This window comes from Actinoplanes rectilineatus, from assembly GCF_000962825.1.
Classification (GTDB): Bacteria; Actinomycetota; Actinomycetes; order Mycobacteriales; family Micromonosporaceae; genus Actinoplanes; species Actinoplanes rectilineatus.
Window position 1 is genome coordinate 79,786 of the sequence record NZ_JZKF01000011.1, and the last position, 25,307, is coordinate 105,092.

The 25,307-nt window shown below is 72.5% G+C and carries 21 protein-coding genes and 1 riboswitch; of the genes, 7 read left to right on the forward strand and 14 right to left on the reverse strand.

Translation table 11 applies throughout. The annotated features are described in order from the left end of the window. The first annotated feature begins 14 nt into the window (after positions 1–14). The 3 genes from WH85_RS11425 to WH85_RS11435 all read left to right on the forward strand — a co-directional run bounded on the left by WH85_RS11425 (position 15) and on the right by WH85_RS11435 (position 3,872). Positions 15–1,229, forward strand: coding sequence for an NHL repeat-containing protein (locus tag WH85_RS11425; protein ID WP_063775488.1), 1,215 nt, complete (start codon positions 15–17; stop codon positions 1,227–1,229). Next, on the forward strand, positions 1,226–2,737 hold the full coding sequence (locus WH85_RS11430; RefSeq protein ID WP_045741760.1) for an MDR family MFS transporter: 1,512 nt from the start codon (positions 1,226–1,228) through the stop codon (positions 2,735–2,737). Before WH85_RS11425 ends, WH85_RS11430 begins: the two co-directional genes overlap by 4 nt. A gap of 226 nt (positions 2,738–2,963) precedes the next feature. Continuing rightward, entirely contained in the window at positions 2,964–3,872 is a 909-nt protein-coding gene (locus WH85_RS11435; RefSeq protein WP_045741761.1) for a MerR family DNA-binding transcriptional regulator, read from the forward strand. 91 nt (positions 3,873–3,963) lie between these two features. Here WH85_RS11435 and WH85_RS11440 read toward each other — a convergent pair whose 3' ends face one another. From WH85_RS11440 to WH85_RS11475, 8 genes are all read right to left on the reverse strand, one after another. Beyond that, on the reverse strand, positions 3,964–4,788 hold the full coding sequence (locus WH85_RS11440) for a CbtA family protein (RefSeq protein WP_245673901.1): 825 nt from the start codon (positions 4,786–4,788) through the stop codon (positions 3,964–3,966). Then, positions 4,779–4,982: a CbtB domain-containing protein gene (locus WH85_RS11445; protein ID WP_045741762.1), complete on the reverse strand. Its 204-nt coding sequence runs from the start codon at positions 4,980–4,982 to the stop codon at positions 4,779–4,781. The genes WH85_RS11440 and WH85_RS11445 overlap by 10 nt, the downstream gene beginning before the upstream one ends. Positions 4,983–5,039: 57 nt before the next feature. Then, a riboswitch (cobalamin riboswitch) is annotated at positions 5,040–5,115 on the reverse strand. Positions 5,116–5,222: 107 nt separating this feature from the next. Next, complete coding sequence (locus WH85_RS11450) at positions 5,223–5,699, reverse strand: RICIN domain-containing protein (protein ID WP_045741763.1); 477 nt, start codon at positions 5,697–5,699, stop codon at positions 5,223–5,225. Positions 5,700–5,739: 40 nt separating this feature from the next. Further along, positions 5,740–6,708 (reverse strand): AraC family transcriptional regulator, encoded by a 969-nt coding sequence (locus WH85_RS46905; protein ID WP_052720323.1) that lies wholly within the window; start codon positions 6,706–6,708, stop codon positions 5,740–5,742. 9 nt (positions 6,709–6,717) lie between these two features. Further along, positions 6,718–8,703, reverse strand: coding sequence for a putative bifunctional diguanylate cyclase/phosphodiesterase (locus tag WH85_RS11460; RefSeq protein WP_052720324.1), 1,986 nt, complete (start codon positions 8,701–8,703; stop codon positions 6,718–6,720). Continuing rightward, positions 8,700–13,556 carry a diguanylate cyclase gene (locus WH85_RS11465; protein ID WP_045741764.1) on the reverse strand — a complete coding sequence of 1,619 codons (4,857 nt, stop codon included), beginning with the start codon at positions 13,554–13,556 and terminating at the stop codon, positions 8,700–8,702. The genes WH85_RS11460 and WH85_RS11465 overlap by 4 nt, the downstream gene beginning before the upstream one ends. Further along, entirely contained in the window at positions 13,553–14,371 is an 819-nt protein-coding gene (locus WH85_RS11470; RefSeq protein ID WP_045741833.1) for a sugar nucleotide-binding protein, read from the reverse strand. The genes WH85_RS11465 and WH85_RS11470 overlap by 4 nt, the downstream gene beginning before the upstream one ends. After that, a complete protein-coding gene (locus tag WH85_RS11475; protein ID WP_169792434.1) occupies positions 14,368–14,934 on the reverse strand; it encodes a TetR/AcrR family transcriptional regulator in 567 nt (188 codons plus the stop codon). The genes WH85_RS11470 and WH85_RS11475 overlap by 4 nt, the downstream gene beginning before the upstream one ends. An 81-nt stretch (positions 14,935–15,015) precedes the next feature. Here WH85_RS11475 and WH85_RS11480 point away from each other — a divergent pair, with 81 nt between their 5' ends. Beyond that, complete coding sequence (locus tag WH85_RS11480) at positions 15,016–16,368, forward strand: amidohydrolase family protein (protein WP_052720326.1); 1,353 nt, start codon at positions 15,016–15,018, stop codon at positions 16,366–16,368. A gap of 60 nt (positions 16,369–16,428) precedes the next feature. On the opposite strand, the gene WH85_RS11485 is transcribed toward WH85_RS11480, so the two are convergent. Continuing rightward, positions 16,429–17,265: a LysR family transcriptional regulator gene (locus WH85_RS11485; RefSeq protein WP_045741766.1), complete on the reverse strand. Its 837-nt coding sequence runs from the start codon at positions 17,263–17,265 to the stop codon at positions 16,429–16,431. A gap of 77 nt (positions 17,266–17,342) precedes the next feature. Between WH85_RS11485 and WH85_RS11490 the strand changes: the two genes are divergently transcribed. Then, entirely contained in the window at positions 17,343–18,068 is a 726-nt protein-coding gene (locus tag WH85_RS11490) for an SDR family oxidoreductase (RefSeq protein ID WP_045741767.1), read from the forward strand. Here the strand turns inward: WH85_RS11490 and WH85_RS11495 are convergent. The 5 genes from WH85_RS11495 to WH85_RS11515 all read right to left on the reverse strand — a co-directional run bounded on the left by WH85_RS11495 (position 18,035) and on the right by WH85_RS11515 (position 23,560). Next, complete coding sequence (locus WH85_RS11495) at positions 18,035–19,786, reverse strand: ABC transporter permease (protein ID WP_045741768.1); 1,752 nt, start codon at positions 19,784–19,786, stop codon at positions 18,035–18,037. The genes WH85_RS11490 and WH85_RS11495 overlap by 34 nt on opposite strands. Next, positions 19,786–20,469 carry an ABC transporter ATP-binding protein gene (locus tag WH85_RS11500; protein ID WP_083448937.1) on the reverse strand — a complete coding sequence of 228 codons (684 nt, stop codon included), beginning with the start codon at positions 20,467–20,469 and terminating at the stop codon, positions 19,786–19,788. The genes WH85_RS11495 and WH85_RS11500 overlap by 1 nt, the downstream gene beginning before the upstream one ends. Then, positions 20,466–20,981, reverse strand: a complete 516-nt coding sequence (locus WH85_RS11505; RefSeq protein WP_045741835.1) for a PadR family transcriptional regulator — start codon at positions 20,979–20,981, stop codon at positions 20,466–20,468. The genes WH85_RS11500 and WH85_RS11505 overlap by 4 nt, the downstream gene beginning before the upstream one ends. A gap of 1,246 nt (positions 20,982–22,227) precedes the next feature. Next, entirely contained in the window at positions 22,228–22,968 is a 741-nt protein-coding gene (locus WH85_RS11510) for an RlpA-like double-psi beta-barrel domain-containing protein (protein WP_063775489.1), read from the reverse strand. Between the two features lie 40 nt (positions 22,969–23,008). Next, the gene (locus WH85_RS11515; protein ID WP_045741770.1) at positions 23,009–23,560 is read right to left on the reverse strand and encodes a thymidine kinase; all 552 of its coding nucleotides are present in this window, start codon (positions 23,558–23,560) and stop codon (positions 23,009–23,011) included. Positions 23,561–23,666: 106 nt separating this feature from the next. Between WH85_RS11515 and WH85_RS11520 the strand changes: the two genes are divergently transcribed. Together WH85_RS11520 and WH85_RS11525 are read left to right on the forward strand one after the other, a co-directional pair. After that, on the forward strand, positions 23,667–24,101 hold the full coding sequence (locus tag WH85_RS11520; protein ID WP_045741771.1) for an RrF2 family transcriptional regulator: 435 nt from the start codon (positions 23,667–23,669) through the stop codon (positions 24,099–24,101). A gap of 10 nt (positions 24,102–24,111) precedes the next feature. After that, positions 24,112–25,299: an FAD-binding oxidoreductase gene (locus tag WH85_RS11525; protein WP_045741772.1), complete on the forward strand. Its 1,188-nt coding sequence runs from the start codon at positions 24,112–24,114 to the stop codon at positions 25,297–25,299. The last annotated feature ends 8 nt before the right edge of the window (positions 25,300–25,307 follow it).

Consider the following 25,307-nt stretch of genomic DNA (forward strand, 5'->3'; position numbering starts at 1 on the left):
CGAGTTCGCTCGCGATGGGCAACGCGATGCAGACCGGCCCGGACGGCCACCTCTACTACCCGCACATGCTCACCGGCGAGGTGTTCCGGATCGGACCCGCGGGCGGTGAGCCCGAACTGGTCGCGGCGGACGTGCACCAGCCGGTGGCGGTGCGCTTCGACCGCGGCGGCACGCTGTTCGTGCTCTCCCGGGACGCCGCCGGCACCCTCACCCGCCTCGACGGCGACCGCCGGCACGTGTCCGTCACCGGTATCGCCGGGATGGACAACGCCGCGTTCGACGAGGACAACCGGATGTTCGTCTCCAGCTACGCCGGCGGTGGCATCCACGAGGTCACCCCGGAGGTCCGGACCCGCGCGGTCGTGCCGAGCGGGCTGGCCGGGCCGTTCGGCATCGCGGCCGGTCCGGACGGGACGCTGCACGTCGCCGACCACTACCGGGTCGACGGCACGCTGACGTCGTTCGCCCACGCGATCACCGCCGACGGCGACCTGCTCCACGTCACGTCCCAGTTCGGGCACGTCAACACCATCGAGCGCGGGTCCGGCCAGGTGCGTTCCCGCGCGGCCGGTCTCCAGAGGCCGACCGATGTGATCGTACGATCGGACGGCGCGATCGTGGTCGCGGAGAGCGACGCGGGCCGCGTCCTGGCGATCGGTCCCGGCGACGACACGGTCACCGTGCTCGCCGACGGACTCGGCCGGCCGGCCGGTCTGGCCGTGGACGGCGACGACGTCCTCTACGTCAGCGACGAGGAACGCGGTGTCGTCTACCGCCTCGGCGAGGGCCCGTCAGCGACCGTCGACCGTGTCGGCGAGGGGCCGCCGGTGATCGTCGCCGAGGGCCTGGACCGTCCGCAGGGTCTCGTCGTGCACCGAGGCGAACTGCTCGTCGCCGAAACCGGGAAACGCCGTGTCGTCGCCCTCGGCCCGCCGCTGCGGGTCATCGCCGATGACCTGCCGATCAGCCCGCCGGACCGGACCGCACCCGCGCTGTTCGTCGGGCGCCTGCCCGGCGTGCCCCGCCCGTTCGCCGGGCTGGCCGTCACCGGCGACGACATGCTCGCCGTCTCCGGCGACGGGACCATCCTGCTGCTGACCGTCCCGCTCCCGCCCGTCCCGTCCGACCCCGCGTCACCCGTTTCGCCTGACCCTTCGTCCCACTCTTCGTCCCACTCTTCGTCGCACCCTTCGTCGCACCCTTCGTCGCACCCGGAGAACACCGCATGAGCGCCGACCGCCGAGTCCTGCGCGCACTGACCGGTCTGCTGCTCGCCCTGTTCGTGTCCACGCTGGCCAGCACGGTGGTCTCCACCGCGCTGCCCCGGATGCTGCACGACCTGCACGGCTCGGCCACCCAGTACACCTGGGTGGTGACCGCGACCCTGCTCGCCGCCACCGCCGCCACCCCGATCTGGGGCAAACTCGCCGACCTGATCAGCAAGAAGGTCCTGATCCAGGTCGCCACCGTGGTCTTCCTGGCCGGATCGGTCGCGTCCGGCCTGGCCCAGAACGCCGAGCAACTGATCGCCGCCCGCGCCGTCCAGGGCATCGGCGTCGGCGGCCTGCAGGCGTTGGTGCAGATCGCCATCGCCGCGATGATCCCGCCCCGGGAACGCGGGAAATACAGCGGCTACCTCTCCAGCGTCACCTCGGTCTCCACGATCGGCGGTCCGCTGCTGGGCGGCTTCATCGTGGACACGTCCTGGCTCGGCTGGCGGTGGTGCTTCTTCATCGGGGTGCCGTTCGCGCTGCTCGCCCTGGTGATGCTGCAACTCACGCTGCGCCTGCCGGTGACCCGCCGCGACAACGTGAAGATCGATTACTGGGGCGCCACGCTGATCACCGGCGGGGTCAGCCTGCTGCTGATCTGGGTGTCGTTCGTCGGCGACGCCTGGCCGTGGGCGTCCTGGCAGACCGCGGCGATGGTCGGCGGCACCCTGCTCCTGCTGGGCCTCGCCACCTGGGTGGAGACCCGGGTGCCCGAGCCGGTCGTCCCCCCGCACATCCTGCGGCAGCGCACCACCGCCCTGGCGATCCTCGGCAGTCTCGCCGCCGGCACCGCCATGTACGGCGCGGCCGTCTTCCTCAGCCAGTACTTCCAGATCAGCCGGGGTCACACCCCCACCGAGGCGGGCCTGCTGACCATCCCGATGATGGCCGGCATCCTGGTCGCCTCCCTGGTGGCCGGCCGCATGATCAGCCGGTCCGGCCGGCTCAAGCCGTACCTGATCACCGGCGCGGTCTCGCTGACCGCCGGCTTCGTCATCCTCGGCTTCGTGACCGCGACCACGCCGCTCTGGCTGATCAGTGTCGCCATGGTCGCCATCGGCGCCGGGGTCGGCATGACCATGCAGAACTTCGTCCTCGTCGTCCAGAACACGGTGGCCCTCACCGACATCGGCGCCGCCAGCGCCACGGTGGCGTTCTTCCGCTCACTGGGCGGCACGATCGGCGTCGCCGTCCTGGGCGCGGTCCTGGCCCGTCAGGTCGCCGACGGAACCGCTGCGGGGGTGCCGGCCGCCACCGCGTACGGTGACGCCACGGGCCTGATCTTCGCGGTGTCGGCGGGGGTGGCCGTCCTCGGCATCGTCGCGGCCGTGCTGCTCCCGTCGATCACGCTGCGCACCAGCCTGGACCGCGCCGACGCCCTGAAGGCCGCCGCGGTGGCCGCCGACACGGCTGACGGCGCCCCACCCCTGGACGCGGTACGCCTGGACGACACCCGCCGTACCTGACCCGCCGGGAACCGCCCGGCCGAGCCGTTGTCGGCGGTGGGGTTTCGTCTCCGGGGTGGCCGTGGACGGTGATGGTCACTCTGCGTTCCCGGACGGTTCGTCGTTCTTGATCGGTGCCGGCGGCAGTGGGTGCCTGATTCCGGTGACACCGGGACAGTGTTGTTGCACATGCCGTAGCGGCATGTGGTGGGGTCGGGACACCACAGCACGAAAGGCTCCGTCTGCGATGTACCACTCCCTCACGCCTCCCCGGCAGGTCAAGATCGGTGATGCCGCTGCGTTCGCCGGGATCACCCCACGCGCCATCCGCCACTACCACCAGATCGGTCTGCTGCCGGAGCCCGAGCGCGGCGGGGACGGCCGTCGCCGCTACGGCTATGGCGACATGATCCGCCTGCTGTGGATCCGCAGGATGGCGGATGCCGGTATCAGCCTGGACGACATGCGGGCGGCCTTCGGCGAAGCCGGAGACCAGGCCCTGGACCAGGCCCCGGACATCGAGTCGGTTCTGAGCAGGCTGGAGGAGACCTTGGCGGCGCAGGAGGCCGCCGTCAAACGTCGGCGCGCGGCTGTCCAGCGCCTGCAGGCGGTGGGCAGCCCGCTGGGACTGCTCTCCGAACCGGTCACGGACCGGCTCAGGCACCTGCCTCCGGGTGCCTTGCGCCCCTCCGATCTGGACGCCCTGCTGGTCACCGAACGGATCTTCGGGCCGCTGGGCGCCGTCATCCAGGCCGGCACGTTCGTCGTGCTGGCCACCCACCCCGACCTGCGGGCCGAGGAGGACCGTCGTGAGGCGGCGGAGGCTGCTCTCGACGACGGCGTCGAACCCGACGACCCGCGCGTCGAAGAGCTCGCCGTGCAGCGATGCGCTCACCAGATGGCCCTGAATCAGGCCATCGAGGCAGCTGGTCTCGACGCGGACGAGGAGAAGATCTTCGAGGTCCACGACGCCGACCGGACAGGGGAGGAGAGCGCGAAGTTGATGAGTGCCGCCACGGCGATCACCAAGATGCCTTACGGCTTCTCTCCTGCCCGGATGCGCTGCCTGGAACTCGCCGGAAGGCTCTTCGGCGAGGCCCTTGCCGCAGCGGGCTCCGCGGACGGCTGCTCGCCGGTTCCTGACACGGTCCGGTAACCGGTCGCGGTCACCTGCATGGAACCACCACGGCCGGGACCCGAGGGTCCCGGCCGTGGTGTCAGTGCGGGTAACGGGGCGGTGTGGCCTATTACGCCGCGGCGGAAGGTGCGGCCGCAGCGGCAGCGGGAGCAGGACGGGCCGGGGCTACCAGGGCGGCGAAGGCCAGGCCCAACACCGTCCACAGCACCGTCTGGACGCCCAGCGAGGTGATCCGGAAGTTCCAGAGCAGGCTCGGCGGGAACGTCGTGGGCACCTCGTCGATGCTGGGGAGCATCAGGTAGGCGACGGTCACCACCACCAGGAAAGCGGCCGCGCCGGCGGCGGCACGGCGCCACTCGGTGTGCTGGGTGCGGGCGGCGATGACGGCGGCCCAGACGGCGATCAGGCCCAGGACCAGGGCGGCCAGGTAGCTCCAGGTGCGCTGGTCGATCGTGGACGGGTCGCCGACGGCCGGCGGGTTGGGCGGGTATTTCAGGAACGGGACGACCACGGCGCCGAGCAGGGCGGCGCCGGCCAGGGACAGGGCGGCCCGGCTGTCGTTCGGGGTGCGCAGGCGGCGGCGCAGCAGTGCGTACGCCGTGGCCAGGATGCCGCCGACGGCGATGCCGTACAGCGAGGTGGCCAGGACCAGGCCCGCCTTCTGGCCCTCGCGGCTGACCAGCGGCTCCTCCTCGGCGACGGCCGCATCGACGGCCGCACCGGCGTCCGGAGTGGAAGCGGCCGCTGCGGCCTCCTCGATGGCGATGGCCGCGTCGACGTGTGTCTCGCCGAACGTGAACGCGAACGCGCCGGCCAGCAGGCCGGCGATCAGTCCGGCCAGCAGCCCGCGCAGGAGCAGCGAACCGAAGCCCCGGGTGACCGGGGCGGCGTCGGACGGCGTGCCGGGACGTGCGGGGGTGGTGGTCAGTGGCACGGGACACCCAGCAGGTGGCGGCCGTCGTGCATCAGCTCGTGGAGATACATCCCACCCTGGGAGAGGGCACCCTGGTCGAAGGCGACCAGGTAGGCGAGCAGCAGCATGACCGCGACCACGCCGGTCGCCGCGGCGATCAGCTGCGGGGAGACGACCGGGGTGCTGGTGGGCTGAACGGACTGAACATCGGACATGAGAGATCACAACCTCCTGCGGGATGACGCGTCCCGCTCGTGGGGCTGCGGCGGACGAGCTCCCTGGCTCCCGGACCCATGATCAGGTCCGGTCACAGTGGCGCGACCGCACCGGGTTCTCACCGGTTTCCCTCGCGTCGCCGCAGTTGGCTGCTCTCAACCTAGTGTCACCGCGTGGACGCGCACAACCGCATGTGCTCCAGTCGATCCGATGATCAGCGAGTGGAGACCACGAGGGGATCACCCGGACGCGCGGGCCTGCCACTTCTGGTTGTCGGCGCCGGTGCACGGCCGCAGCCGGATCTCGCCCTTGCCGTTCTTCACGGCGACCTCGGTCAGGCAGTCACCGTTGCGCCCGAGCCGCAGGGTGGTGTTGAACCACCAGTCCTGGTCGTCGGTGAAGGTGCACTTCGCCACCACGATTCGCGGCCCGGCGGAGCCGTCCTCGGATCCGGAGGGTTCGAAGCAGTGCTTGAAGTTGGTGATGGTGCCGTCGCTGGCCTGGAAGAACTCCTGGTGCTTGTCGTCCGGGTCGCACGGCGTGGTGATCAGGACGTCGCCGTTCGGGCCGCCGGTCAGACAGCGGGCGGGGTCGCTCCCCGTGACGAGCCAACCCTGCAGCAGGGGCGGCGGGGCGGGCACGGCGGCCGCCGGGGATCCGGCCATGCCGAGGACGGCGGCCGTGGCCAGCAGCGCAACGGAACAGCGATGAGGCATTGCCTCACTGTATCGGGAAATATCGTGACAACGGAGGTTTTCAGGTGCGCAGGGTCCGGTTCGGCGACCGGCCGAACGCCGCGCGATAGGCGACCGAGAACCGCCCCGGCGAACCGAACCCCCACCGGGCCGCGATGGCGGCCACCGTGTCACCGCGTACCCGATCAGCGGCCTGAAGTTCCCGGTGGGCGCTCTCCAGCCGGACCCGGCGCAGGTAGGCGGTCGGCGTCACGTCACCGTGCCGGGCGAACGCGGCCTGCAGCCCGCGCACCCCGATCCGGGCCGCGACCGCCACGTCCTCCACGGTGATCGGATCGGCGGCGTGCGCTTCGATGTACGTCATCGCCCGCCGTACCGCCACCGGCGGGACACGTCCGGGGCCGGGCGTGTAGGCGACCCGCATCGTGGTGTTCGGGAAGACCGTCACCGCCGCCGACGCGATCAGGTTCAGCAGGCTCGCGTACACCAGAGGGTTCTGGACCGTGGGGTTCGGGCCGGTGAACGCCTGCACCGCGTAGGCGACCGTGGTCACCCAGTGGCGCCGCATCGCCGGTGACACCGGTGCGGGGCCGTCGAAGCGGAAGTCCGCGGCGTCGACCCCGAGCCGGGGTGCGAGCCGGGCCACCGCGTCCAGGGGGAACCGGATGTTCTGCAGGTCGACGGTGTCCCAGCAGACCAGCAGCGGCGCGCCCAGCGGCACCAGGAACGCGTCTGAGGCGCCGAACCGGTGCTGGTCGCCGTCGTCCACGCTGAACCACCCGGAGCGGACCACCGTGGTGGTGACCGAGTCGAACGGTGCCGCGGACGCCTCCACCGCGCCCCGGTAGCGCAGACGTTCGGTGGTGAGCCGCCCGGCCGCCGCGACGCTGGACCGGAACCGGAATCCGGCGCGGACCGGCCGCAGCCGGGGCTCGTGGTCCACGTAGGCGCGGCTGAGCAGTTCGTGCGCACCGGCGATGTCGGTGGTCTCGACGTCGGACCGGTGGACGCGGACGACGGGGGACGTCACCCTTCGAGCCTACGGCCGCGCCGGCCCGGGAGGCACGGACAGGGACAGCGCGTCAGGCGTACGGTCCAGGAAACGCCGGGTCAGGTCGGCGGCGGGCACCGGCCGGGCGAAGTGGTAGCCCTGGGCGGTGTCGCAGCCCAGCTCGGCGAGGGCGGCGGCGGTCGCCGGATCCTCCACCCCCTCGGCGACCACGGCCAGCCCCAGGTTGTGGGCCAGGTCGACCGCCGAGGCGACCAGGGCGTGACTGCTGCTGTCGGTGACCATGTCGGCCACGAACGACCGGTCGATCTTCAGTTCGTCGACGGGCAGGAGTTTCAGGTACGACAGGGACGAGTACCCGGTGCCGAAGTCGTCGATCGACGCCTTCACCCCCAGTTCGCGGAGCCGGTTCAGCGCGTCGATGGTGGTCGTCGGGTCGGACATCACGGTGTGCTCGGTGATCTCGATGCAGAGCAGCTCGCCCGGCACCCCGACGGATTTCAGCAGGGCGGCCAGCCGGGGCGGGAACGACTCGTCGAGCAGGCTGCGGGTGGACACGTTGACCGCGACCGGCACCCGGTGCCCGGCGTCCAGCCAGTCCCGGGCCTGGCGCAGCGCGAGGACCAGCACCCGGTCGGTGAACCGGTGGATCAGGCTGGTCGTCTCCAGGACCGGGATGAACTCGCCGGGGGAGACCGGACCGCGGGTGGGGTGCTGCCAGCGGGCCAGCGACTCCACCCCGGCCAGCGTGCCGTCGCTGAGCCGGATCTTGGCCTGGTAGTGCAGGGTGAGCTGCTCGTCGTCGGCCAGCCCGCGGCGCAGGTCGCCGAGCAGGCCGAGCCGGGCGGTGGTGTCCTGCGCGGTGCTCGGGGTGAACCGGCGGAACCCCTCGTGCTGTTCCTTCGCGTCGTGCATGGCGCTGTCCGCGTGCCCGAGCAGGGTGGCCACGTCGTCGCCGTCCACGGCGGTCGCCGCACCGATGCTGATCTCCAGGTCGAGGGTGATGTCGTCGAGCTGGAACGGCTGGTCGAAGGCCTCGCGGAGCCGGTCGGCGACGGTCTCCGCGGTCTCCGGGGCCATGCCGTGCAGCAGGATGGCGAACTCGTCGCCGCCGAGCCGGGCGACCATGTCGGTGTCGCGGACCGCATCGGCCAGCCGCCATCCGGCCTCGGCCAGCAGCCGGTCGCCGATGTGCGGCCCGAGCTGGTCGTTGACGTGCCGGAACCCGTCGATGTTGACGGTGAGCACGGTGAGGCCGCCGGAGTCGCCGGGGACGTCCGGGGCGGTCAGGGCCCGCTGGGTACGGGCGGTGAACGCGGCCCGGTTCGGCAGGCCGGTGAGCGTGTCGGTGGCGGCCATCCGTTCCACCTGCAGCCGGTGGGTGCGGGTGGACCAGGCGAACAACGCGATCACCACCATGCTCAGCCCGAAACTGATCATGCTGCCCCAGAGCAGGCGCTCGGAGTCCTGCTGGGCGGTGAGCTGGTGGTCGTCGTACCGGGCCTGGTGGGTGTCGCGCAGCGCGATGAGACGGTTCATGTTGTGCTGGTAGGCCGGTTCGATCACCGTCTCGAGGTTCTCCCGGGCGGCGGCGGTCTGCCCGCGGTCCAGCAGGGTCAGGAAGTAGAAGATGCTCTGCCGGATGTTGACCTGGCGCTGGGCGATGGCCGCGGTGTCCAGCCGGTCCTGGTCCTCGACGTCGCTCGCCGAGATACGCAGGGTCGCCTGGTACGTCTGAGCGTCCACCCCGAGCAGCTGCCGGCGTTCCGGCCCGTTCGGGTCGTTCACGGTGGCCTCGATCAGCATCATCTCCCACGCCGACAGATACACCGCCTGCTCGTACGCCGATACCTCCGCGCCCAGTTCGACGATGTCCCGCACGATCCGGCCGTGCTGCCGGCTGTCGAGCAGCGAGTACCCGGAGAGCAGGGCGAGGGTGATGACCAGCAGCGCGATCATCAACTGCCGGGTGCGGCGCAGCTTGACGCCGGCCGACGACGACAGGCGCAGGTTCATCCGCTCACCACCCGGTTGCGCCCGGCCCGCTTCGCCTCGTACAGCGCCTCGTCGGCGAGTTTGGTGAGCTGTTCCGGGCCGGTGTGCACGGTCGGCGTGCCGGCGGTGACGCCGACGCTGACCGTGACGAAACCCTCGTCGGCGAGGGTGTGCGGCTCGCGCAGGGCGGCCACCGTCCGGCAGGCGCGTTCCGCCACGAGCAGCGCGTTGACCGGCCCGGCACCGGGCATCACGATGCAGAACTCCTCGCCGCCGTAGCGGGCCACCAGGTCGGTGCCGCGCACGCTGCCGCGCAGCGCCTCGGCGACGGTCCGCAGGCACTCGTCGCCGCCCTGGTGCCCGTAGTGGTCGTTGTACTTCTTGAAGTGGTCGATGTCGATCATCGCGACGCCGATCGGGGCGCCGGACCGTTGCGAGCGCAGCCACTCGTCGGCGAGGAACGCGGTCAGTTTGCGCCGGTTCGGCAGGCCGGTCAGCGGGTCGGTGACGGTCAGCAGCTCGAGCTGCCGGTTCGCCTCGCCCAGTTCCTCGGTGCGTTCCGCCACCTTGCGTTCCAGCGACGCGTACACCTGGGCGTTCTCCAGCGACACGGTGAGCTGCCCGGCGATCAGCTCGACCGCGTTGAGCCGCCCGGTGGAGAACGCCCGCCGGTTCAGCCGGTTCTCCAGCAGCAGCATGGCCCGCGGCTGCCCGTGGCCCAGCACCGGCACCGCGAGCAGCGAGCAGTGGTCCAGTCCGGCCAGGTACGGGTCGCGGCTCACCCGGTCGTCCAGGGTCACGTCCTCGACCAGCATCGGCTCGCCGGTGCGTTCGGCGTAGCGGACCACGGTCAGCGGCAGCTGCTCGGCGGTGGGTGCGGTGCCCTCGCCGGGCAGGATCCAGCCGTCGCCGCGGTCGTCACGCACGATCATGTGGACGGCGGTGGCGCCGGTCAGCTGGCTGAGCACGTGCTGCACCCGGACCCGCAGCCGTTCCAGGGAGGTCTCCGAACTCAGCGCCCGGGCCGCGTCCAGCACCGCCATCAGGTCGATGACCTCGCTGGACAGGGTCAGGCTGTGAGCGCGGCCCTGGGTCGCGGCGCGCGGTGTCCACGCCCCGGACAGTGCCGTGGCGAGCACCGGGTGCTCCCGTTTGAGCTGCTGCACCTTGCCGGTCGCGCCCCACGCCGCGTACCCCTGGCAGGCTTCGGCGATCAGCCGGGTGCCGACGTGTTCCAGCCCGTACGCCAGGTGGAACAGCGCCGCCCGCTCGGTGATCAGCGGACCGTGCCAGGAGCGCCCGCCGGCGTCCACGATCGCCGCGTCGTAGGCGAGCGCCGCGGCCGCGTAGTCGCCGTGCGCGGCGGCCCGGGTCGCCTCGGCGAAGTGCTGCAGGTGCCGGAAGTTGGCCGGCTGGTCGGCGGCCCGGGCGGCCAGGAAGTCGCGGCACCGGTCCACCTCGGCCAGCGCTGCCTCCCGCTCGGCGCCGGTGCTCCGCCGGGCCCGGGCCGCGGCGCCGAGCACCCCCACCACGTGGGCCTGGGTGTTCGGGTAGCTGCCGGGGATCGACGGCAGACCCCGTACGCCCTGATCGCTGTCCCGGATCAGGGTGTCGTCGTCGCCGAAGATCGCGGCGGACAGCGCCCGGATGATCGCGTGGAACGTCTGCCCCGGAGTGTCGGTGGCGAATCCGGCGAGGAAGCCGTCCTCGCCCTCGCCGAGGGTGCCGGGCGGTGAGGTCTCGCCGTGCAGGGCCCGGATCAGGCGGCCGATGCTCTGGAACATCGAGGTGGCGCCGCTCGCGCCGACCCGTTCGGCGAACGCCTCGGCGTCCCGGCGCTCCCGGTCCACCGTGGCCAGGTCGGGTGCCCGGTCGAGCAGCTGCGGCAGCGCCGCGAAGTAGGTGTACAGCGCGTTGCGCAGGTCACCGCCGCGCAGCAGGCCGTCGCGGGCCTCGTGGGCCAGCCGGATGGAGTTCTCCAGCGGCTCGAACCAGTGCACGACGCCGAGGGAGTGCAGGAACCTCACCTGTGAGGTCTGCGGCTCGTATCCGTGTGCGTCGCCCACCGCCAGCACGTGCCGCATGGCCCGGTAGGCGTCGCGCCGGTCGCCCCCGGCCGCGATGATCGCCACGCCGAGGTTGCCGAGTGTGCCGGTCAGCGGCGCGCAGACCCCGTGCCCGGTCCACAGCGCGGCAGCCTCGACCACCAGCCAGGCCAGGGTCTGCTTGTCGGAGTAGAACGCCGCCGCGAGCATCCTGTTGATCAGATGGGCGGGCGCGAGCAGGGCCGGATCGGTGACCTCCGGAAGGTCCGCGCCGTCGCCCGCGGTGTCGAGCCAGCGGTGGAAGGCGGCCATCCCGGCACCGATGCGCGGGCCCATCGCGGCCCGGTCCGGCACGTCGACGCCGAGCCGGGCGAGCATGTCCCGGCCCAGGTCCAGGGCCTCGGCCATCCGCAGCCTGCTGCTCAGGGCGCCGACCTGCTCGGCGACCGGGCCGGCCAGCCACACCGGCTCCCCGCCGGTGGCCATGATCTCGCCGAACACCCGGTCGGCGTCGTCGAACCGGCCGAGCGCGCACAGCGCCGCATGCCACTCGGCGGTCGTTTCCGCGTACCCCGCATCGGTTGTCGTCAGCAGACGCAGCGCGGCCGCGAGATGAAGCTCGGCCCCCGCCTGGTTCGCGACCAGCCGGGCGGCGGCCGAGGCCCGCCGCAGGAGATCGGCTGCGGCCACCCGCTCTCCGGGCAGAGCCTTTCCGGGTACGCGGAGAAGCTCAGCGGCCGCAAGATACTGTGGCGCCGCCGCGGCCGCGTGCCGGGGATCCGCCGCGAGCCGGCGCGCCAGTGCGAGCCCCCGCTCGGCGCGCGCCTGATCGTCCAGCCGCCCGTACGCCGCCTGCTGCACCCGGTCGTGCCGGAACCGCACCACGGTCGCGTCGCGGACCAGCAGACCGTCCGCCACCGCCGGCAGCAGCAGCGCCGTCACCCGTTCCCGGGGCAGCCCGCCGGCGACCCGGAGCAGGTTCAGGTCCACCTCGCCGCCCAGGCACGACATCACCTCGACCAGGTCGCGGGTCGGCGCCGGCAGCGCCTCGATCCGGGCGCCCAGCAGATCCACCACGTCGCCGTGCCCGACGAAGCGGCGCACCGTGTCGTCGTCCCAGGACCAGCCGGCCCCCGCGGGCACCAGGGCACCCTGCCGGCGCAGCGCGTTGAGCAGTTCCATCGTGTCGAACGGGTTCCCGCCGGTCCGCATCGCCAGCAGTGACGCCAGCGGCGCGGCGTCGGACTCCGGCATCCGCAGCATCGCCGCGATCAGTGCGGCCAGTTCGGCGTGACCGAGATTGGCCAGCCGCACCTCCCGGCTGTCGCCGCGTTCGCGCCGCATCCGGGCCAGGATCGCGGAGAGCGGATGCGTCTCGTCGACCTCCTCCTCCCGGTACGCGCCGAGCACCAGCAGGCCGGGCAGGTCGGCGTCGAGCACGTCGTCGAGGAACCGGAACGCCCCCGGCGACGCCCACTGCAGGTCGTCGAGGAAGAAGACCACCGGGCTGTCGCTGCTCGCCAGGGTCCGCAGCAGGGTCAGCGCGGCCCGGCGCAGCCGGGCGAAGACCGACCGCGGATCCTCGCCGGCCGGTTCGGACGGCTCCACCCCGAGCAGCGCCCGGAACGGTGGCATCATCATGCCGACCAGGCCGCTGTCCGCGCCGACCGCCTCCTGCAGACGTTCCCGCAGGACCGCGACCACCTCGTCCGGTTCGGCGAGCAGCTGGTTGCCGAGCAGGTCGAACGCCTCCCGGATGGCGTCCCCGCCGATGTCGTGACCGAACTGGGCGAACTTGCCCGCCACGAACCGGCCGCCGGCCCGCGCCACGGCCGGTCGCAGCCGGTCGACCAGGGCGGTCTTGCCCACCCCGGGCGGGCCGGTCACCACCGCCAGCACGCTGTGCCCGGAGACCGCCTCGCTGAGCAGGCCGTTCAGCGCGGCCAGCGGTTCGGCCCGGCCGATCAGGCGGGCCGGTGGGGGCAGCCGCAGCGGGAAGTCCCGTTCGCCGAGCGGGAACACGCCGGGGACGCCCCGGGCGTACCGGTCCCGCAGCACCGCCAGGTCGTGGGCCAGGCCCTCACCGCTCTGGTAGCGCCGGCCCGGCTCCTTGCTCAGCAACCGCAGGATGATCTCGGACAGTGCGGCCGGGACCTGCGGGTGCACCTCGGACGGCGGATCCGGCACCCGGGCCAGATGATCATGGGTGAGGCTGAGCGGATCGCGGTCCCGGCCGAACGGCGGAGCGCCGGTGGCCAGCTCGTACAGGGTGGCGCCGAGGGCGTACAGGTCGGCCCGGTGGTCGACCGGCCGTCCGGTCCGCCCGGTCTGCTCCGGCGCCAGGTAGGGCAGCGTCCCGGCCAGCTCGATCCGCTCGGCCGCCGCACCGTCCTGGACCGCGGTGGTGGCCAGCTCGTAGTCGAGCAGCACCGGCTCGTGCCCCTCGTCGGCCGGGATCAGGATGTTCGCCGGGCTCACGTCCCGGTGGATCACCCCGTGCCGGTGCACGCCGGCCAGGACCAGGGCCAGGCGGTGCGCCAGCTTGATCAGCGGCCCGGCGGCCCAGGGGGAGGGGATCTCGGCGAGGGTACGCCCGGGAATCGCCACCAGGAGCAGTTCGCCGTCCTCCGCCTCCACGTCGGCGAGCCGGGGCGTCCCCGGAACACCGGCCAGGCGTCCCAGGATGTCGCGTTCGGTGCGCAGGCGCTCGGCGGCACCCGGCCCCAGCGGCTGTTTGCGGACCACCCACGTGCCGTCCGCCGCGCGGATCCGGGTGACATGGGTGCGGTCGCTGTCGTAGAGCAGTTCTCCCGGGCCGTCGGACCTCACCCCCTGACGATCGGCTCCGGCGGGCCCGCGTTGAGGATTAGGAACTCGCCGGGACCGCGCAGGCGGGTGCGCAGCCCGGCGGTGGTCCGGGTGCTGTCGAGGCGGACCTCCCGGCCGCCGGGCAGGGCCGTCTCCGCCCGCAGCGCCGGGCGCAGCCGGGTCTCGTCCAGGCCGTCCCGGCGGGCCACCAGCACGCCCAGCCGGTGGCGGCTGATCGCGTCCGGGCCGGCCAGGTGGTGTACGCCGTGGCGTCCCGGGTCGGCGGCCAGTTCGAGGATCGCGGCGGCCAGGTCGGTGACGTGCACCGGGCAGCGGATGTCGTCGGTGAACAGGGCGCCGTCGCGCACGCCGGTGGCCAGCGCGTGGACGAGGCGCTCCTGCGGCGAGTCCCCGTCCCCGATGATCAGCGAGGTGCGGGCGATCACCGCGTCCGGGGTGAGTCCGCGGACGGCGGTCTCGGCGGCCGCCTTGGCGGCACCGTACGCGCTCGTCGGGCCGGGCAGGCTGTCCTCGTCGTAGGGCTCCGGGCGCCCACCGAAGATCGCATCGCTGGAGACGTGGACGAGCCGGGTCCCGGTGCGGGCCGCCGCTGCGGCGACGGTCGCGGCGCCGTCGGCGGTGATCGCCCAGTCGTCCTGCCGGTACGCGGCGTTGACGGCCACCGCCGGCCGCAGCCGTTCGAACAACGCGAACACGTCGTCGCGGCGGCGGATGTCGAGGCTGCGGCTGTCGGTCGCGGTCGTCGCCCGGCCGCCGCGCTGCCGCACCAGCTCCCGGCCGAGGAGCCCGCTGCCCCCGATGATCAGAAAGGTCATCGCAGACCCGCGCTCCACGCCCGGACCGTGGTGCCGGCAAGCGTTCCGACGTCGGTGGTCAGGTAGCGCAGCCGGTCCTCGGTCGCCAGCGCCGCCACCCCGTGCGCGATCGACCAGAACTCGGCGGCCCGCCGCTCCCGGTCGCCCGGCGCCAGGCCGCCCACCGCGTCCAGGAGCATCTGCTGGACGCGGTACGCCTGCGCGAGCACGTCCGGATGGTCGTCCTTGTCGACGCCGGACGCGAACATCACCTCGAAGCGGGCCGGGTCGGCGCGGGCGAACGCCACGTACGCGTCGGCGACGGCGACCAGGCGTTCCACCGGGTCCTCCTCGGTGCGCTCGGTGAACGCCTCCTCCAGCTCGGTGAAGCCGCGCAGCGCGACCGCCGCGAGCATCGCCTCCCGGTCGGCGAAGTGCCGGTAGGGCGCGGTGATCGACACCCCGGCGCGGCGGGCCGCCTCGGAGACGCTGAAGCCCCGGGCGCCGCGTTCGCGGACCAGCGCGATCGTCGCCTCCAGCAGCGCGTTGCGCAGGTCGCCGTGGTGGTAGCCCGCACGCTTCACGGTCACTCCTCGTATTCGATGTTGCAGCCTCTCACATTCTCCCATATTGTCGATGTGTAAGCCTCTAACATTGGAGTACCGATGACCCTGATCAAGGGCGGTCTCGTCCTGTCCGGCGCGACCTTCCGCCGCATGGACCTGCTCATCCAGGGAGACCGCATCGCCGCCGCCGGCACGGGCCTGCCCGCCGGCGACGGTCCGGTGATCGACGCCCGTGGCATGTTCGTCGCACCCGGCTTCGTCGACACCCACCACCACCTCTGGGAGACGACGCTACGGGGCGTGACCGCCGAGTGGTCGATCGTCGACTTCCTGTGGGGCGTGCTGCTGCACCACCGGGCGGCGCACACCCCCGACGACGTCTTCGCCGGCAGCTACGCCGGGGCGGTGGCCGCACTCGACGCGGGCATCACCACCACCATCGACCACGACCACGCCGCCGTCACGCCCGAACACGCCGCCGAGGCACTGCGCGCGGTGGGGGAGTCCGGCATCCGCGCGGTCTGGGCCTACGGACTCGGCGACCCGGCCACCCGCGACCACCTACTGACCCTGCGCCCGCCGAACCCGCTGGTCGAGATCGGTGTGGCCGCCAATGACACCGGCTCGGTCCCCTGGGAACAGACCGTCGCCGAGTTCCGGTTCGCCGCCGAGAACGGCCTGCTCCTCACCCAGCACTCCCGCTCACTCGCCGACATGCCGCCCGACCTCACCTGGCTCGGCGACGCCCGCCTGCTCGGCCCCCGCCAGCTCTTCTCACACGCCAACCAGGCGAGCGACGACGAACTACGGTCGCTGGCCGAAGCCGGGGCGGCGCTCGCCTCCACCCCGGAGACCGAGTCGCAGATGGGCATGGGCCACCCGGCCTGGAACCGGGCCCGCCGCCTCGGCGTGACCGTCGGCCTGGGCACCGACATCCAGACCAACAACCCGGCCGACCCATTCCGCACGATGCGCCTGGCCCTGCGCCTCACCGAGGCCCACGAGCAGGACGGCACGATCGCCGGCGCCATGGCCGGGCGGCCGGCGGGCCTGGCGGACGTGCTGCACGCGGCCACCCTCGGCGGCGCCGCCGCGCTGGGACTCGCCGACCGGATCGGCTCCCTGGAGGTGGGCAAGCAGGCGGACGTGCTCCTGGTCCGGCACGACGGCCTGCACCAGACGCCGATGACCGACCCGCTGGCCGGGTACGTGCTCAACGCCCGCGCCGCGGACGTCGACACCGTGCTGGTCGCCGGCGAGGTCCGCAAACGCGACGGCCGTCTGGTGGGCGACGCGGGCCGCCGGGCGATCGACCTGGTCACCGCGGCCTGGCAGCGACTCGAGCCGGCCATCGCGGCCCGGGGCGGTCTGCTGCCCACCATGCCGGACGGGTTCCTCGCCCAGTTCGCGCAGTCGATGGCCGCCAACGCCCCGGCTGCCCCGCGCTCATAGCCCGGCTGCCCCGCGCTCATAGTCCGGCGGGCCTGCGCTCATAGTCCGGCTGCCCCGCGCTCATAGCCCGGCGGCCACCCGGATCAGCGTGGCCAGGGCGCGGGAGCGGCTCTGCGGGGGCCAGGCGATCACCGTGGTCACCAGGGGGGCGTCCGGGACCGGGACGGCCACCACGCCGCCGCCGATCTGGGACCGCACCGAGTCGGGCAGGACCACGATCGCCCGGCCCAGGACCACCAGCTGCAGGATCTGCGCCGGGTCGCGGACCTCGGGGCCGGGGCCGGGCGGGTACGTGCCGTCGCGCAGCGGCCAGCGGGGCAGCGGCAGGTCCAGGGCGGCCACCTCGGCCATGGTCAGCGAGGCGCGGGTGCTCATCGGATGGCCGGCGGGCAGCAGCACCACCTGGGACTCGGTGGTCAGCTCCTCGACGTCGAAACCGGACAGCGAGTCGAACGGCCGGTGCAGCAGGGCCACGTCGGCCCGCCCGTCGCGCAGGCGTGGTTCCTGCTCGCCGACACCGCACAACTCCACCTCGAGTTCGATGGCGCCGGGCTCTGCCGCGTACCCGTCAAGGATCTTGGCAAGAAGCTCGGCCGACGCGCCTGCCTTGGCCACCAGGACCAGCCTGGCATCGGTCTTCGCGGCCCGGCGGGCCCGGCGCGCGGCCGCATCGACCGCGTCCAGCGCCGCCCGGCCCTCGCGCAGCAGCACCGCACCGGCCTCGGTCAGCGCTACCGACCGGCTGGTGCGGGTCAGCAGGTCCACGCCGAGCCGCCGTTCGAGCTGCTGGATCGCCCGGGACAGCGGCGGCTGGGCGATGCCGAGACGGGTCGCGGCCCGGCCGAAGTTCAGCTCCTCGGCGACCGCCATGAAATAGCGCAACTCCCGCGTCTCCATGACCCATACCCTACGGGTATCGGTCACGACCCAGACGGTGTTGGAGCCCCCGGCCGATCACCGCGAGGCTTACCGGCATGAGCGAACAGAAGATCGTGCTGATCAGCGGAGCGAACAAGGGCATCGGGTACGAGATCGCCGCCGGCCTGGGCGCCCGGGGATACCGGGTCGGCGTCGGCGCGCGCGACGACACCCGCCGTGACGAAGCCGTCGCGAAACTGCGGGCCGGTGGCGCCGACGCGTTCGGGGTGCCGCTCGACGTCACCTCCGACACGAGCGTCACCGCCGCGGCCGCGCAGATCGAGGAACAGTGCGGCCGGCTCGACGTGCTGGTCAACAACGCGGGCATCACCGGCGGCTTCGACCAGCAGCCCACCACGGCCAACCTGGACACCATCCGGACCGTCGTCGAGACCAACGTCATCGGCGTCGTCCGGGTCACCAACACGATGCTGCCCCTGCTGCGCCGCTCGGCCTCGCCGCGGATCGTGAACATGTCCAGTTCGGTCGGCTCGCTGACCCTGCAGAGCACCCCGGACGGTGAGACCGGGCCGATCGCGGTCGCCTACGCGCCGTCGAAGACGTTCCTCAACGGCGTCACCGTCCAGTACGCGAAGGAACTGGCCGGCACCGGCATCCTGATCAACGCGGGCTGCCCGGGGTTCACCGCCACCGACCTCAACGGCTTCCGGGGTACGCGCACCGTCGAGCAGGGCGCCGCGATCGGCATCCACCTGGCGACCCTGCCCGACGGCGGGCCGACCGGCGGCTACTTCAACGACGCGGGCGTCATCCCCTGGTGAGCCGCGGGTAGCGCGGTCACCAGCAGCACACCCAGGACGGCGGCGACCATCGACCACAGCGGGGCGCTCTCCCGGGTCGCCGCCAGCCAGACACCGACCGGAACGCCCAGCGCGACACCCGGCAGGGCGGGCAACAGTTGGGCCGCAGCCAGTCCCAGACCGGTCTGCCCGGGCGTCGCCCCGAGCGCCCGGGCCACCGCGAGCGTGTGCCGGGCGTCCAGCGCGGACGTCCAGGTGCTGACCAGCGTGTTGAACAGCGCCAGCACGACGACCATGCCGAGGACCAGCATCAGCGCGTGGGTCAGCCGGTCGTCGCGCATCGCCGAGTAACCCGGAACGTCCAGATCGGGCTCCCGCGCCATCACGGTCAGCGCCGCGGCCAGGCCGGCCGTGGTGACCAGCGAATTGACCGTGACCAGACGGGACCGGCGCGGCCGGCGGGCGGTGATCCGCATCCCGAGCAGCAGCGGCACCGGCATGCGCCGGGACAACCCGATCGTCCACCGGTGACGCCGCGGCGGATCGGCGGCGTCGGCGAGCGCCTCGACCGTGCCGGTCCGGGCCGCGCGGACCACCTGGCCCAGCGTCGCCCCGACGGCGATCAGGGCCGCCAGCACCAGCGCGGTGACCAGCATCGACGCCGGTGGCACCGGGACACCGGTCGCGCCGATCGCCCCGGCGGCCGGCCGGAACAGCACCGGGGCGCCCAGCCAGCCCGCGGTCACCCCGAGGACCGCGGCGCTCAGGCCGATCAGCAGGTACTCCACCAGGTGCACGCCCGCGATCATGGCCGGCCCGGCGCCGACCACCTTCAGCAGGCCGACCCGGCGGCGCTGCCCGGCCACCCGCCCGCTCACGATGCCGATCACCCCGGCGGCAGCCAGGACGATCAAGAGCCAACTGCCGATCAACATCGCCGTGTACGCCGGAGCGTTCAGCCGGTTGACCTGCCCCAGCCGCATGATCCCGGTGGCGATGTTCCACCCCCGGTAGGTGGAGTCCTTCGACCCGTCAGGCAGGCGCAGCACCGCGAAACCGTCGTCCGCGGCCGGATCCGCCACGGTGAAGCCCATGCTGTACGTCAGCGGCTGGCCCCCGGCCAGCCCGGCGATGTCCCGCTGGTCGACCCAGATCAGTCCGCCGGTGTCCAGGCTGATCGAGCCGGGCTCGTGCCAGCCCGCCGACGGGTACGGCGCATGCGCCACCGTCACCGCGGTCCCGGCGATCGGCAGCCGGTGGCCGTCGACAGTGAGCACATCACCGACCTCCATGCCCAGCGCGGCGGCGAACCCGCGCTCGACGACCGCGACACCGGGAGAGACCCAGTCGCCGTCGGTCACCACCGGACGGTCGACCGCCTCCCTCTGCCTTCCGCGGCCCTCCACGACCACGTTCACGGAGTCCCCGTTCACCGTCATCCTCTTGAACAGCAGCGGCCGGGGCGCGCTGTGCCCGGTGACCCCCGCCTTCGTGGTGATCTTCTCCAGGGCGGCCACCGCCTCGTCGCCGAAGAACGCCGGTTCGATGATCAGATCCGGTCCGGCAGTGGCGGCCTTGGTGCGCTGGTACGCCTGGTCCACGGTGGCCCGCAACGCCATGGCCATGGTCAGCGCCCCGATCGCCGCGGTGATCGCGACGACGAGCAGGACCGTCTCGAGACGGCGACGGCGCAGGTCACGGACCAGCAGCCGGCCCAGCAGCAGCAGACGCCCGGCCATCAGACCAGCACGCTGTCATCGGCGAACATCCCGTCACGCATCGCGATCAGCCGGTCGGCGACCGCGGCGATCCGCGCGTCGTGGGTGACCACCACGAGAGTCTGCCCGGCCTGCCGCAACTCGTCGAACAACCGCAGCACCTCCAGCGTGGCGGCGCTGTCCAGATTGCCGGTCGGCTCGTCGGCCAGCACCACCCGCGGCTCGTTCACCAGGGCGCGGGCGATCGCCACCCGCTGCCGCTGGCCGCCGGACAGCTGCCACGGCTGGTGATGGGCCCGGTCGCTCAGCCCCACCCGGTCGAGCAACTCCCCGGCTCTGTGGCGGGCCGCCCGGGGACTGCGGCCGGCCAGCAGGGCGGGCGTCTCCACGTTCTCCACCGCCGTCAACTCGTCCATCAGGTGAAACGCCTGGAAGACGAAACCCACCTCGTTCTGCCGGATCTTCGCCAGGGCGCGTTCGCTCAGCGCGTCGATCCGCCGCCCGGCCAGCCACACCTCACCCGACGTGGGCCGCTGCAGACCACCGAGCAGCTGGAGCAGGGTGGACTTGCCGCACCCGCTCGGCCCCATGATCGCGACGGTCTGCCCGGCGCCGATGTCCAGGTCGACCCGGTCGACGGCCCGGACCAGTCCGGTGTACTCGCCGTACTCCATGCTCAGCCCGCGGGCCCGTACCATCGTCATCGCTTCGCACTCCACACGCGTTCGCACGCCTCCAGCCATTCCAGGTCGGCCCGCAACCGGAGCACGACACCCTCGAGCAGCAGCCCGGCGACCGGATCGACGGACCGGTCCAGCGCGGCGCGGGCCGCCTCACGAAGCCGCCGCAGCACCTCCCGGCGCTGCGCGTCGACGAGCGCGACCGGATCGGCGAGCCGGGCCGCGGCAGCCGCCACCAGCTTCAGATGAAAATCGGTCAGGTCCGGTTTGGGCCAGCTGACCTCGGACAGCCAGCCCGCCACACGCTGCTGCCCGTCGGGCGTGAGCGCGTAGACCCGCCGGTCCGGCCGGTCCGGCAACCCGTCGGCACGCTCCGAGGTGACGAGGCCGGCTTTGGCGAGCCGGTTCAGCGTGACGTAGATCTGCCCCGCGTTCATGTCGTCGCCGAGGGGGCCGAGGGCGTCGCGGAGGCGGCGGCGCAGCTCGTAGCCGTGGGCCGGTTCCTTGGCGAGCATCGCCAGCACGACATCCTGCACGAGCACCCTCCTCAGTGGACCGGCGTTAATAGATAACGGTTATCCATTCCTCTGTCAATCCGGTCCCTCGGTCGCGGGTGCCCTCACCGTCCCGCCGACCCCGTCCCGCCGACCCCGTCCCGGTGACCCTGTTCCGCCCGCCGTAACCGATCGCACCCGTCCCCTTGATCGGGTGCGCTGACCGCCTGGTCTTCTTGATCGGGTGCACTGACCGCCCGGTCCCCTTGGTTGGGTGCACTGACCGCCCGGTCCCCTTGGTTGGGTGCACTGACCGCCCGGTCTGTCGCTGGCCGTACCCGATCAAGGGGTTGGGTGCGTTCACCGTCTTGGCGGGGGTGGCGATCGCTCCCGATCGAGCGGTTGGGTGTATTGACCCTGCCGAAGGCGGGGGTGGGGGTTCCCGATCTTGGTTTTGGGTGTGTGTGCCGCATGGTGTGAGGGGTTGGGGCGGTAGCGGCTCCCGATCAAGGGGTTGGGTGCGCTGATCGCCCTGCCTGTCGCTGGCCGTACCCGATCAAGGGGTTGGGTGCGTTCACCGTCCTGGAGAGGGTGACGGCCGCACCCGATCGCGGGTTCGGGTGCGGCCGCCTGTCCGGGTGCGGCGGTGGGGGCTCCTGATCTCGGTTTTGGGTGCGGGTGCCGGCCGGTCCGGGGTGCTGGGGCGGTGAGGGCTCCCGGTCGAGGGGTTGGGTGCGGGCACCGTCTTGGAGGGGGGTGGGTGCACCTGATCACGGTGTTGGGTGCGGCCGCCCTTCCGATCACGGGGTTGGGTGCGGCCGCCCTTCCGATTGCGGCGGTGACCGCACCCGATCACGGTTTCGGGTGCGTGTTTCGGCTGGGCTGGCGTGTGGGGTGGGGACTCCCGATCAAGGGTTCGGGTGCGGTTACCTCTGTGTAGGACTCGGTGGGGTCGGCCTTGTCACCGGGTCTGCCTTGTCGCCGGATCGGTTTGGTCGCCGGATCGGTTTGGTCGCCGGGTTGGCCGCTTTGTCACTGGGTCGGTCTGGTCGTCGGTTTGGCCCGCTTTGTCGCCGGATCGCCTTGCCGCCGGTTTGGCCGCTTTGTCGCCGGGTCGGTTTGGCCGCCGGTTTGGGCGCTTTGTCGCCGGGTCGGTTTGGCCGCCGGGATGCTGCTCGCGGACGGCGTGTCCTCCGGCTGCCGCGACCGTCTCCGCGCGTGCTCGCCGCGGTGGCGGTGGCGGTGGCCGGAGGTGGAGGTGGAGGTGGCGGGTGCGCCTGACGAGGCGTCACCGGTGGAGGGTGGCGTCCACCAGGGTCAGGTACCAGTCGGAGTCGGTGAAGCCGGGACCGGTCTCCGGCCCGATGTACGCGTCGATGTGGTGGTTGCCGCCCAGCCCGGGCGTGAACTCGTCGGTGATCAGCCAGGACGCCTGGGAGAGGCGGTCGCAGACCGTGTCCGGTGGGGCCGAGCCGTCTTCCTGGGTGCCGCAGTCGGCGATGGTGAACCGGGTGCCGTGTGGCAGGACGTTCGGGTCGGCGGCGGCGGAGACGAACGGCTGCAGGGTCGTGCCGTCGCTGCTGCGGGGTTCGGTGTCGAGCCAGTATCCGATGTCGTAGGACCAGTTCAGGTATTTTCCGGACGTCGTCTGCCCGGTGCCCTCGTCTTGGACCGCCTGCACGAAACCGGACGGGTAGCTGCCCAGGTCGTCGTCGCCGTGTGAGCAGTCCAGGGTCAGGCAGCCGGTGACCTGCTCGTCCTCGTCGTTGTGGAAGCGTTCGACGGCCGTGTAGTACACCGTGATCTCCCAGCCTTCCGAGATGCGGGACGGGGTCGTCGTGCGCGGTGCTGCCGGAGTTCCCGCTGCGGGGGACGGTGTGCTCACGCGTACCCCGGAGGAGGTCGACGGGGAGGGGGCCGCGCCGGACCACGACAGGGCCGGCGTCGCGGGGGCGCGGGCCTCCGGGTCGGTGCCGCACCCTGCCGCGAGCGCGGCGACCGCCACGACGGCAACCGTGGGGGTACGCATCAGCTGAGCATCCCAAGATCCCCGCGCGGTCACACCTCGTTCAGGGCAGGATGACGCACCGCCGGCATCGGGCCTCGTAGGTGTAGGTGCCGTCGTCGGGCAGCGCGGTCGACGGGGCGAGTTCGCGGATCATGGGTTTGCCCAGTTCCAGGACCTGGGTGTGGGTGGCCTCCAGGGACCGGCACACGTCGCAGACCGCGCGGCGGTAGATCACCTTGGCGGGGGCGAGTTCGAACAGCGCCCGGACCGGGGCGAACAGCTGTCCCCGGTGGTCGAGGTCGATGCCGGCCACGACGACCTTGACGCCGGAGCGGACGGCGACGCCCAGTTCGGCGATGTCGGCGACGGTGAACATGTGGATCTCGTCGACGCCGATCACCTCGACGCCGCCGTCCGCCGCGCCTGCCAGGGTGTGCACTTTGACGGTCTGCAGGCTGCCGCCGGAGCGGGAGGTCACCGCGGTGTCCCGGCCGTGCCGGGCGTTCTGGTAGATCCGGTGCGGGATGCCGGCGTGCTGCAGCGGGGACAGCAGGCTGATCATCTCCAGCGACTTGCCGCCCTTCATCGGGCCGAGGATCACGGTCAAATCCATCCCGAGAAGATGTCACGCCGGTTCGGGCGCGGTGACAACGGCCTTCGCGGAGTGATCCCCGGCTCAAAAGAGGACTTTGAGATTCTTCTTTTAGTAGGGTCGGTCTGTGCGACTCAACCGCTCGACCGACATCAGCCTCCGGATCCTGATGCTGGCCGCCGCCCGCGACGACCTGCTCACCATCGACGAGCTGGCGTCCTCGCTGGCCGTACCCCGCAGCCACCTGGCCAAGGTGGTGCAGCGGCTGCAGCACTCCGGTCTCCTCGACACCGTCCGCGGCCGCAACGGCGGGGTGCGCCTGGCCCCGCAGGCTGTCGCCGCCTCGGTCGGCGCCCTGGTCCGCGACCTGGAGGGGGAGACCGAGGTGGTGGAGTGCGGCGGCGACCAGCCGTGCCCGCTGAACGTGGGCTGCCGGCTGCGCGGTGCGCTGCGCGTCGCACAGGAGGCGTTCTACGCCTCACTCGACCCGATCACCATCGGCGACCTGACCGCGCCACCCATGCGCGAGACGTTGCTGAGCATCGGCCGCCACCCCTTCTGAAGGAGGACCCGTGCTGTCCGCATCCAGCGCCCCGATCATCGAGGCCACCCTGCCCGTCGTCGGCGACCACCTCGAGGCGATCTCCGGGGTGTTCTACCAGAGCATGATCGGTGAGAACCCCGAGCTGCTGAACCTGTTCAGCCGCAGCGCGCAGGCCACCGGCGAGCAGCGCAGCGCCCTGGCCGGGGCGGTCGCCGCCTACGCCGGCCGTCTGCTGCACGGCGAACCCGAATCCCACCTGGTCGAGCGGATCGCGCAGCGGCACTGCGCGCTCGGCATCCGGCCCGCCCAGTACACGATGGTCGGGCGTTACCTGCTCGGCGCGGTCAAGCAGGTGCTCGGCGACGCGGTCACCCCGCCGGTCGCCGCCGCCTGGGACGAGGTCTACTGGCTGTTCGCCGCCCAGCTGATCGGCCGGGAGGCCCGGCTGTACGCCGAGGCCGGCGTGGACGGCTCCGACCCGTGGCGGCGGTACACCGTCGCCAACAAGATCCTCGAGGCGCAGGACACCGTCTCGTTCGTGCTCACCCCCGCCGACGGCCGGCCGGTCCCGGCGTTCGCCCCCGGGCAGTACGTCACCGTCGCCGCCGACCTGCCCGGCGACGGCACCCAGCTGCGGCAGTACTCGCTGTCCCAGGCGTCCACCGGCGGCACCCTGCGGATCACCGTGCGCCGGGTGCCGGGCGGCGCCGTCTCCGGATACCTGCACGACACCGTGGCGGTCGGCGACACGCTGCGGATCAGCCAGCCGTTCGGCGACCTCACCCTGCGCCCCGGCGACGACCCGCTGCTGCTGATCAGCGCGGGCGTCGGCATCACCCCGATGGCGTCGATCCTGGAACACGTGGCACGCACCCAGCCGGCCCGCGAGGTGACCGCGGTGCACGCCGACCGCAGCCCGGACCGGCACCCGCTGCGCGTCGACATGAGCGCCACCGGCGCCAGGCTGCGCTCGTTCCGCAGCCTGGTCTGGTACCAGCAGGCGCTGCCGGCCGCCGAGCCGGACACCTACGCCGGCCGGGTCGACCTGGACCGGGTGCCGGTCCACCCGGACGCCGACGTGTACCTGTGCGGGCCGGTGCCGTTCATGCAGGGCGTCCGGGCCGGTCTGCACCTGCGGGGCATCCCGGACGACCGGATCCACTACGAGGTGTTCGGCTCCGAGCAGTGGCGCCGGCCGGTCCCGGTGGCGGTCTGACCCGTTGC

Excerpts from the sequence above, each read along its gene's own strand:
- WH85_RS11425 (WP_063775488.1), top strand. The coding sequence starts at position 15 with ATGGGCAACGCGATGCAGACCGGCCCGGACGGCCACCTCTACTACCCG.
- WH85_RS11430 (WP_045741760.1), top strand. The coding sequence starts at position 1,226 with ATGAGCGCCGACCGCCGAGTCCTGCGCGCACTGACCGGTCTGCTGCTC.
- WH85_RS11435 (WP_045741761.1), top strand. The coding sequence starts at position 2,964 with ATGTACCACTCCCTCACGCCTCCCCGGCAGGTCAAGATCGGTGATGCC.
- WH85_RS11445 (WP_045741762.1), bottom strand. The coding sequence starts at position 4,982 with ATGTCCGATGTTCAGTCCGTTCAGCCCACCAGCACCCCGGTCGTCTCC.
- WH85_RS11450 (WP_045741763.1), bottom strand. The coding sequence starts at position 5,699 with ATGCCTCATCGCTGTTCCGTTGCGCTGCTGGCCACGGCCGCCGTCCTC.
- WH85_RS11460 (WP_052720324.1), bottom strand. The coding sequence starts at position 8,703 with ATGAACCTGCGCCTGTCGTCGTCGGCCGGCGTCAAGCTGCGCCGCACC.
- WH85_RS11470 (WP_045741833.1), bottom strand. The coding sequence starts at position 14,371 with ATGACCTTTCTGATCATCGGGGGCAGCGGGCTCCTCGGCCGGGAGCTG.
- WH85_RS11480 (WP_052720326.1), top strand. The coding sequence starts at position 15,016 with ATGACCCTGATCAAGGGCGGTCTCGTCCTGTCCGGCGCGACCTTCCGC.
- WH85_RS11485 (WP_045741766.1), bottom strand. The coding sequence starts at position 17,265 with ATGGAGACGCGGGAGTTGCGCTATTTCATGGCGGTCGCCGAGGAGCTG.
- WH85_RS11490 (WP_045741767.1), top strand. The coding sequence starts at position 17,343 with ATGAGCGAACAGAAGATCGTGCTGATCAGCGGAGCGAACAAGGGCATC.
- WH85_RS11495 (WP_045741768.1), bottom strand. The coding sequence starts at position 19,786 with ATGGCCGGGCGTCTGCTGCTGCTGGGCCGGCTGCTGGTCCGTGACCTG.
- WH85_RS11500 (WP_083448937.1), bottom strand. The coding sequence starts at position 20,469 with ATGACGATGGTACGGGCCCGCGGGCTGAGCATGGAGTACGGCGAGTAC.
- WH85_RS11510 (WP_063775489.1), bottom strand. The coding sequence starts at position 22,968 with ATGCGTACCCCCACGGTTGCCGTCGTGGCGGTCGCCGCGCTCGCGGCA.
- WH85_RS11515 (WP_045741770.1), bottom strand. The coding sequence starts at position 23,560 with ATGGATTTGACCGTGATCCTCGGCCCGATGAAGGGCGGCAAGTCGCTG.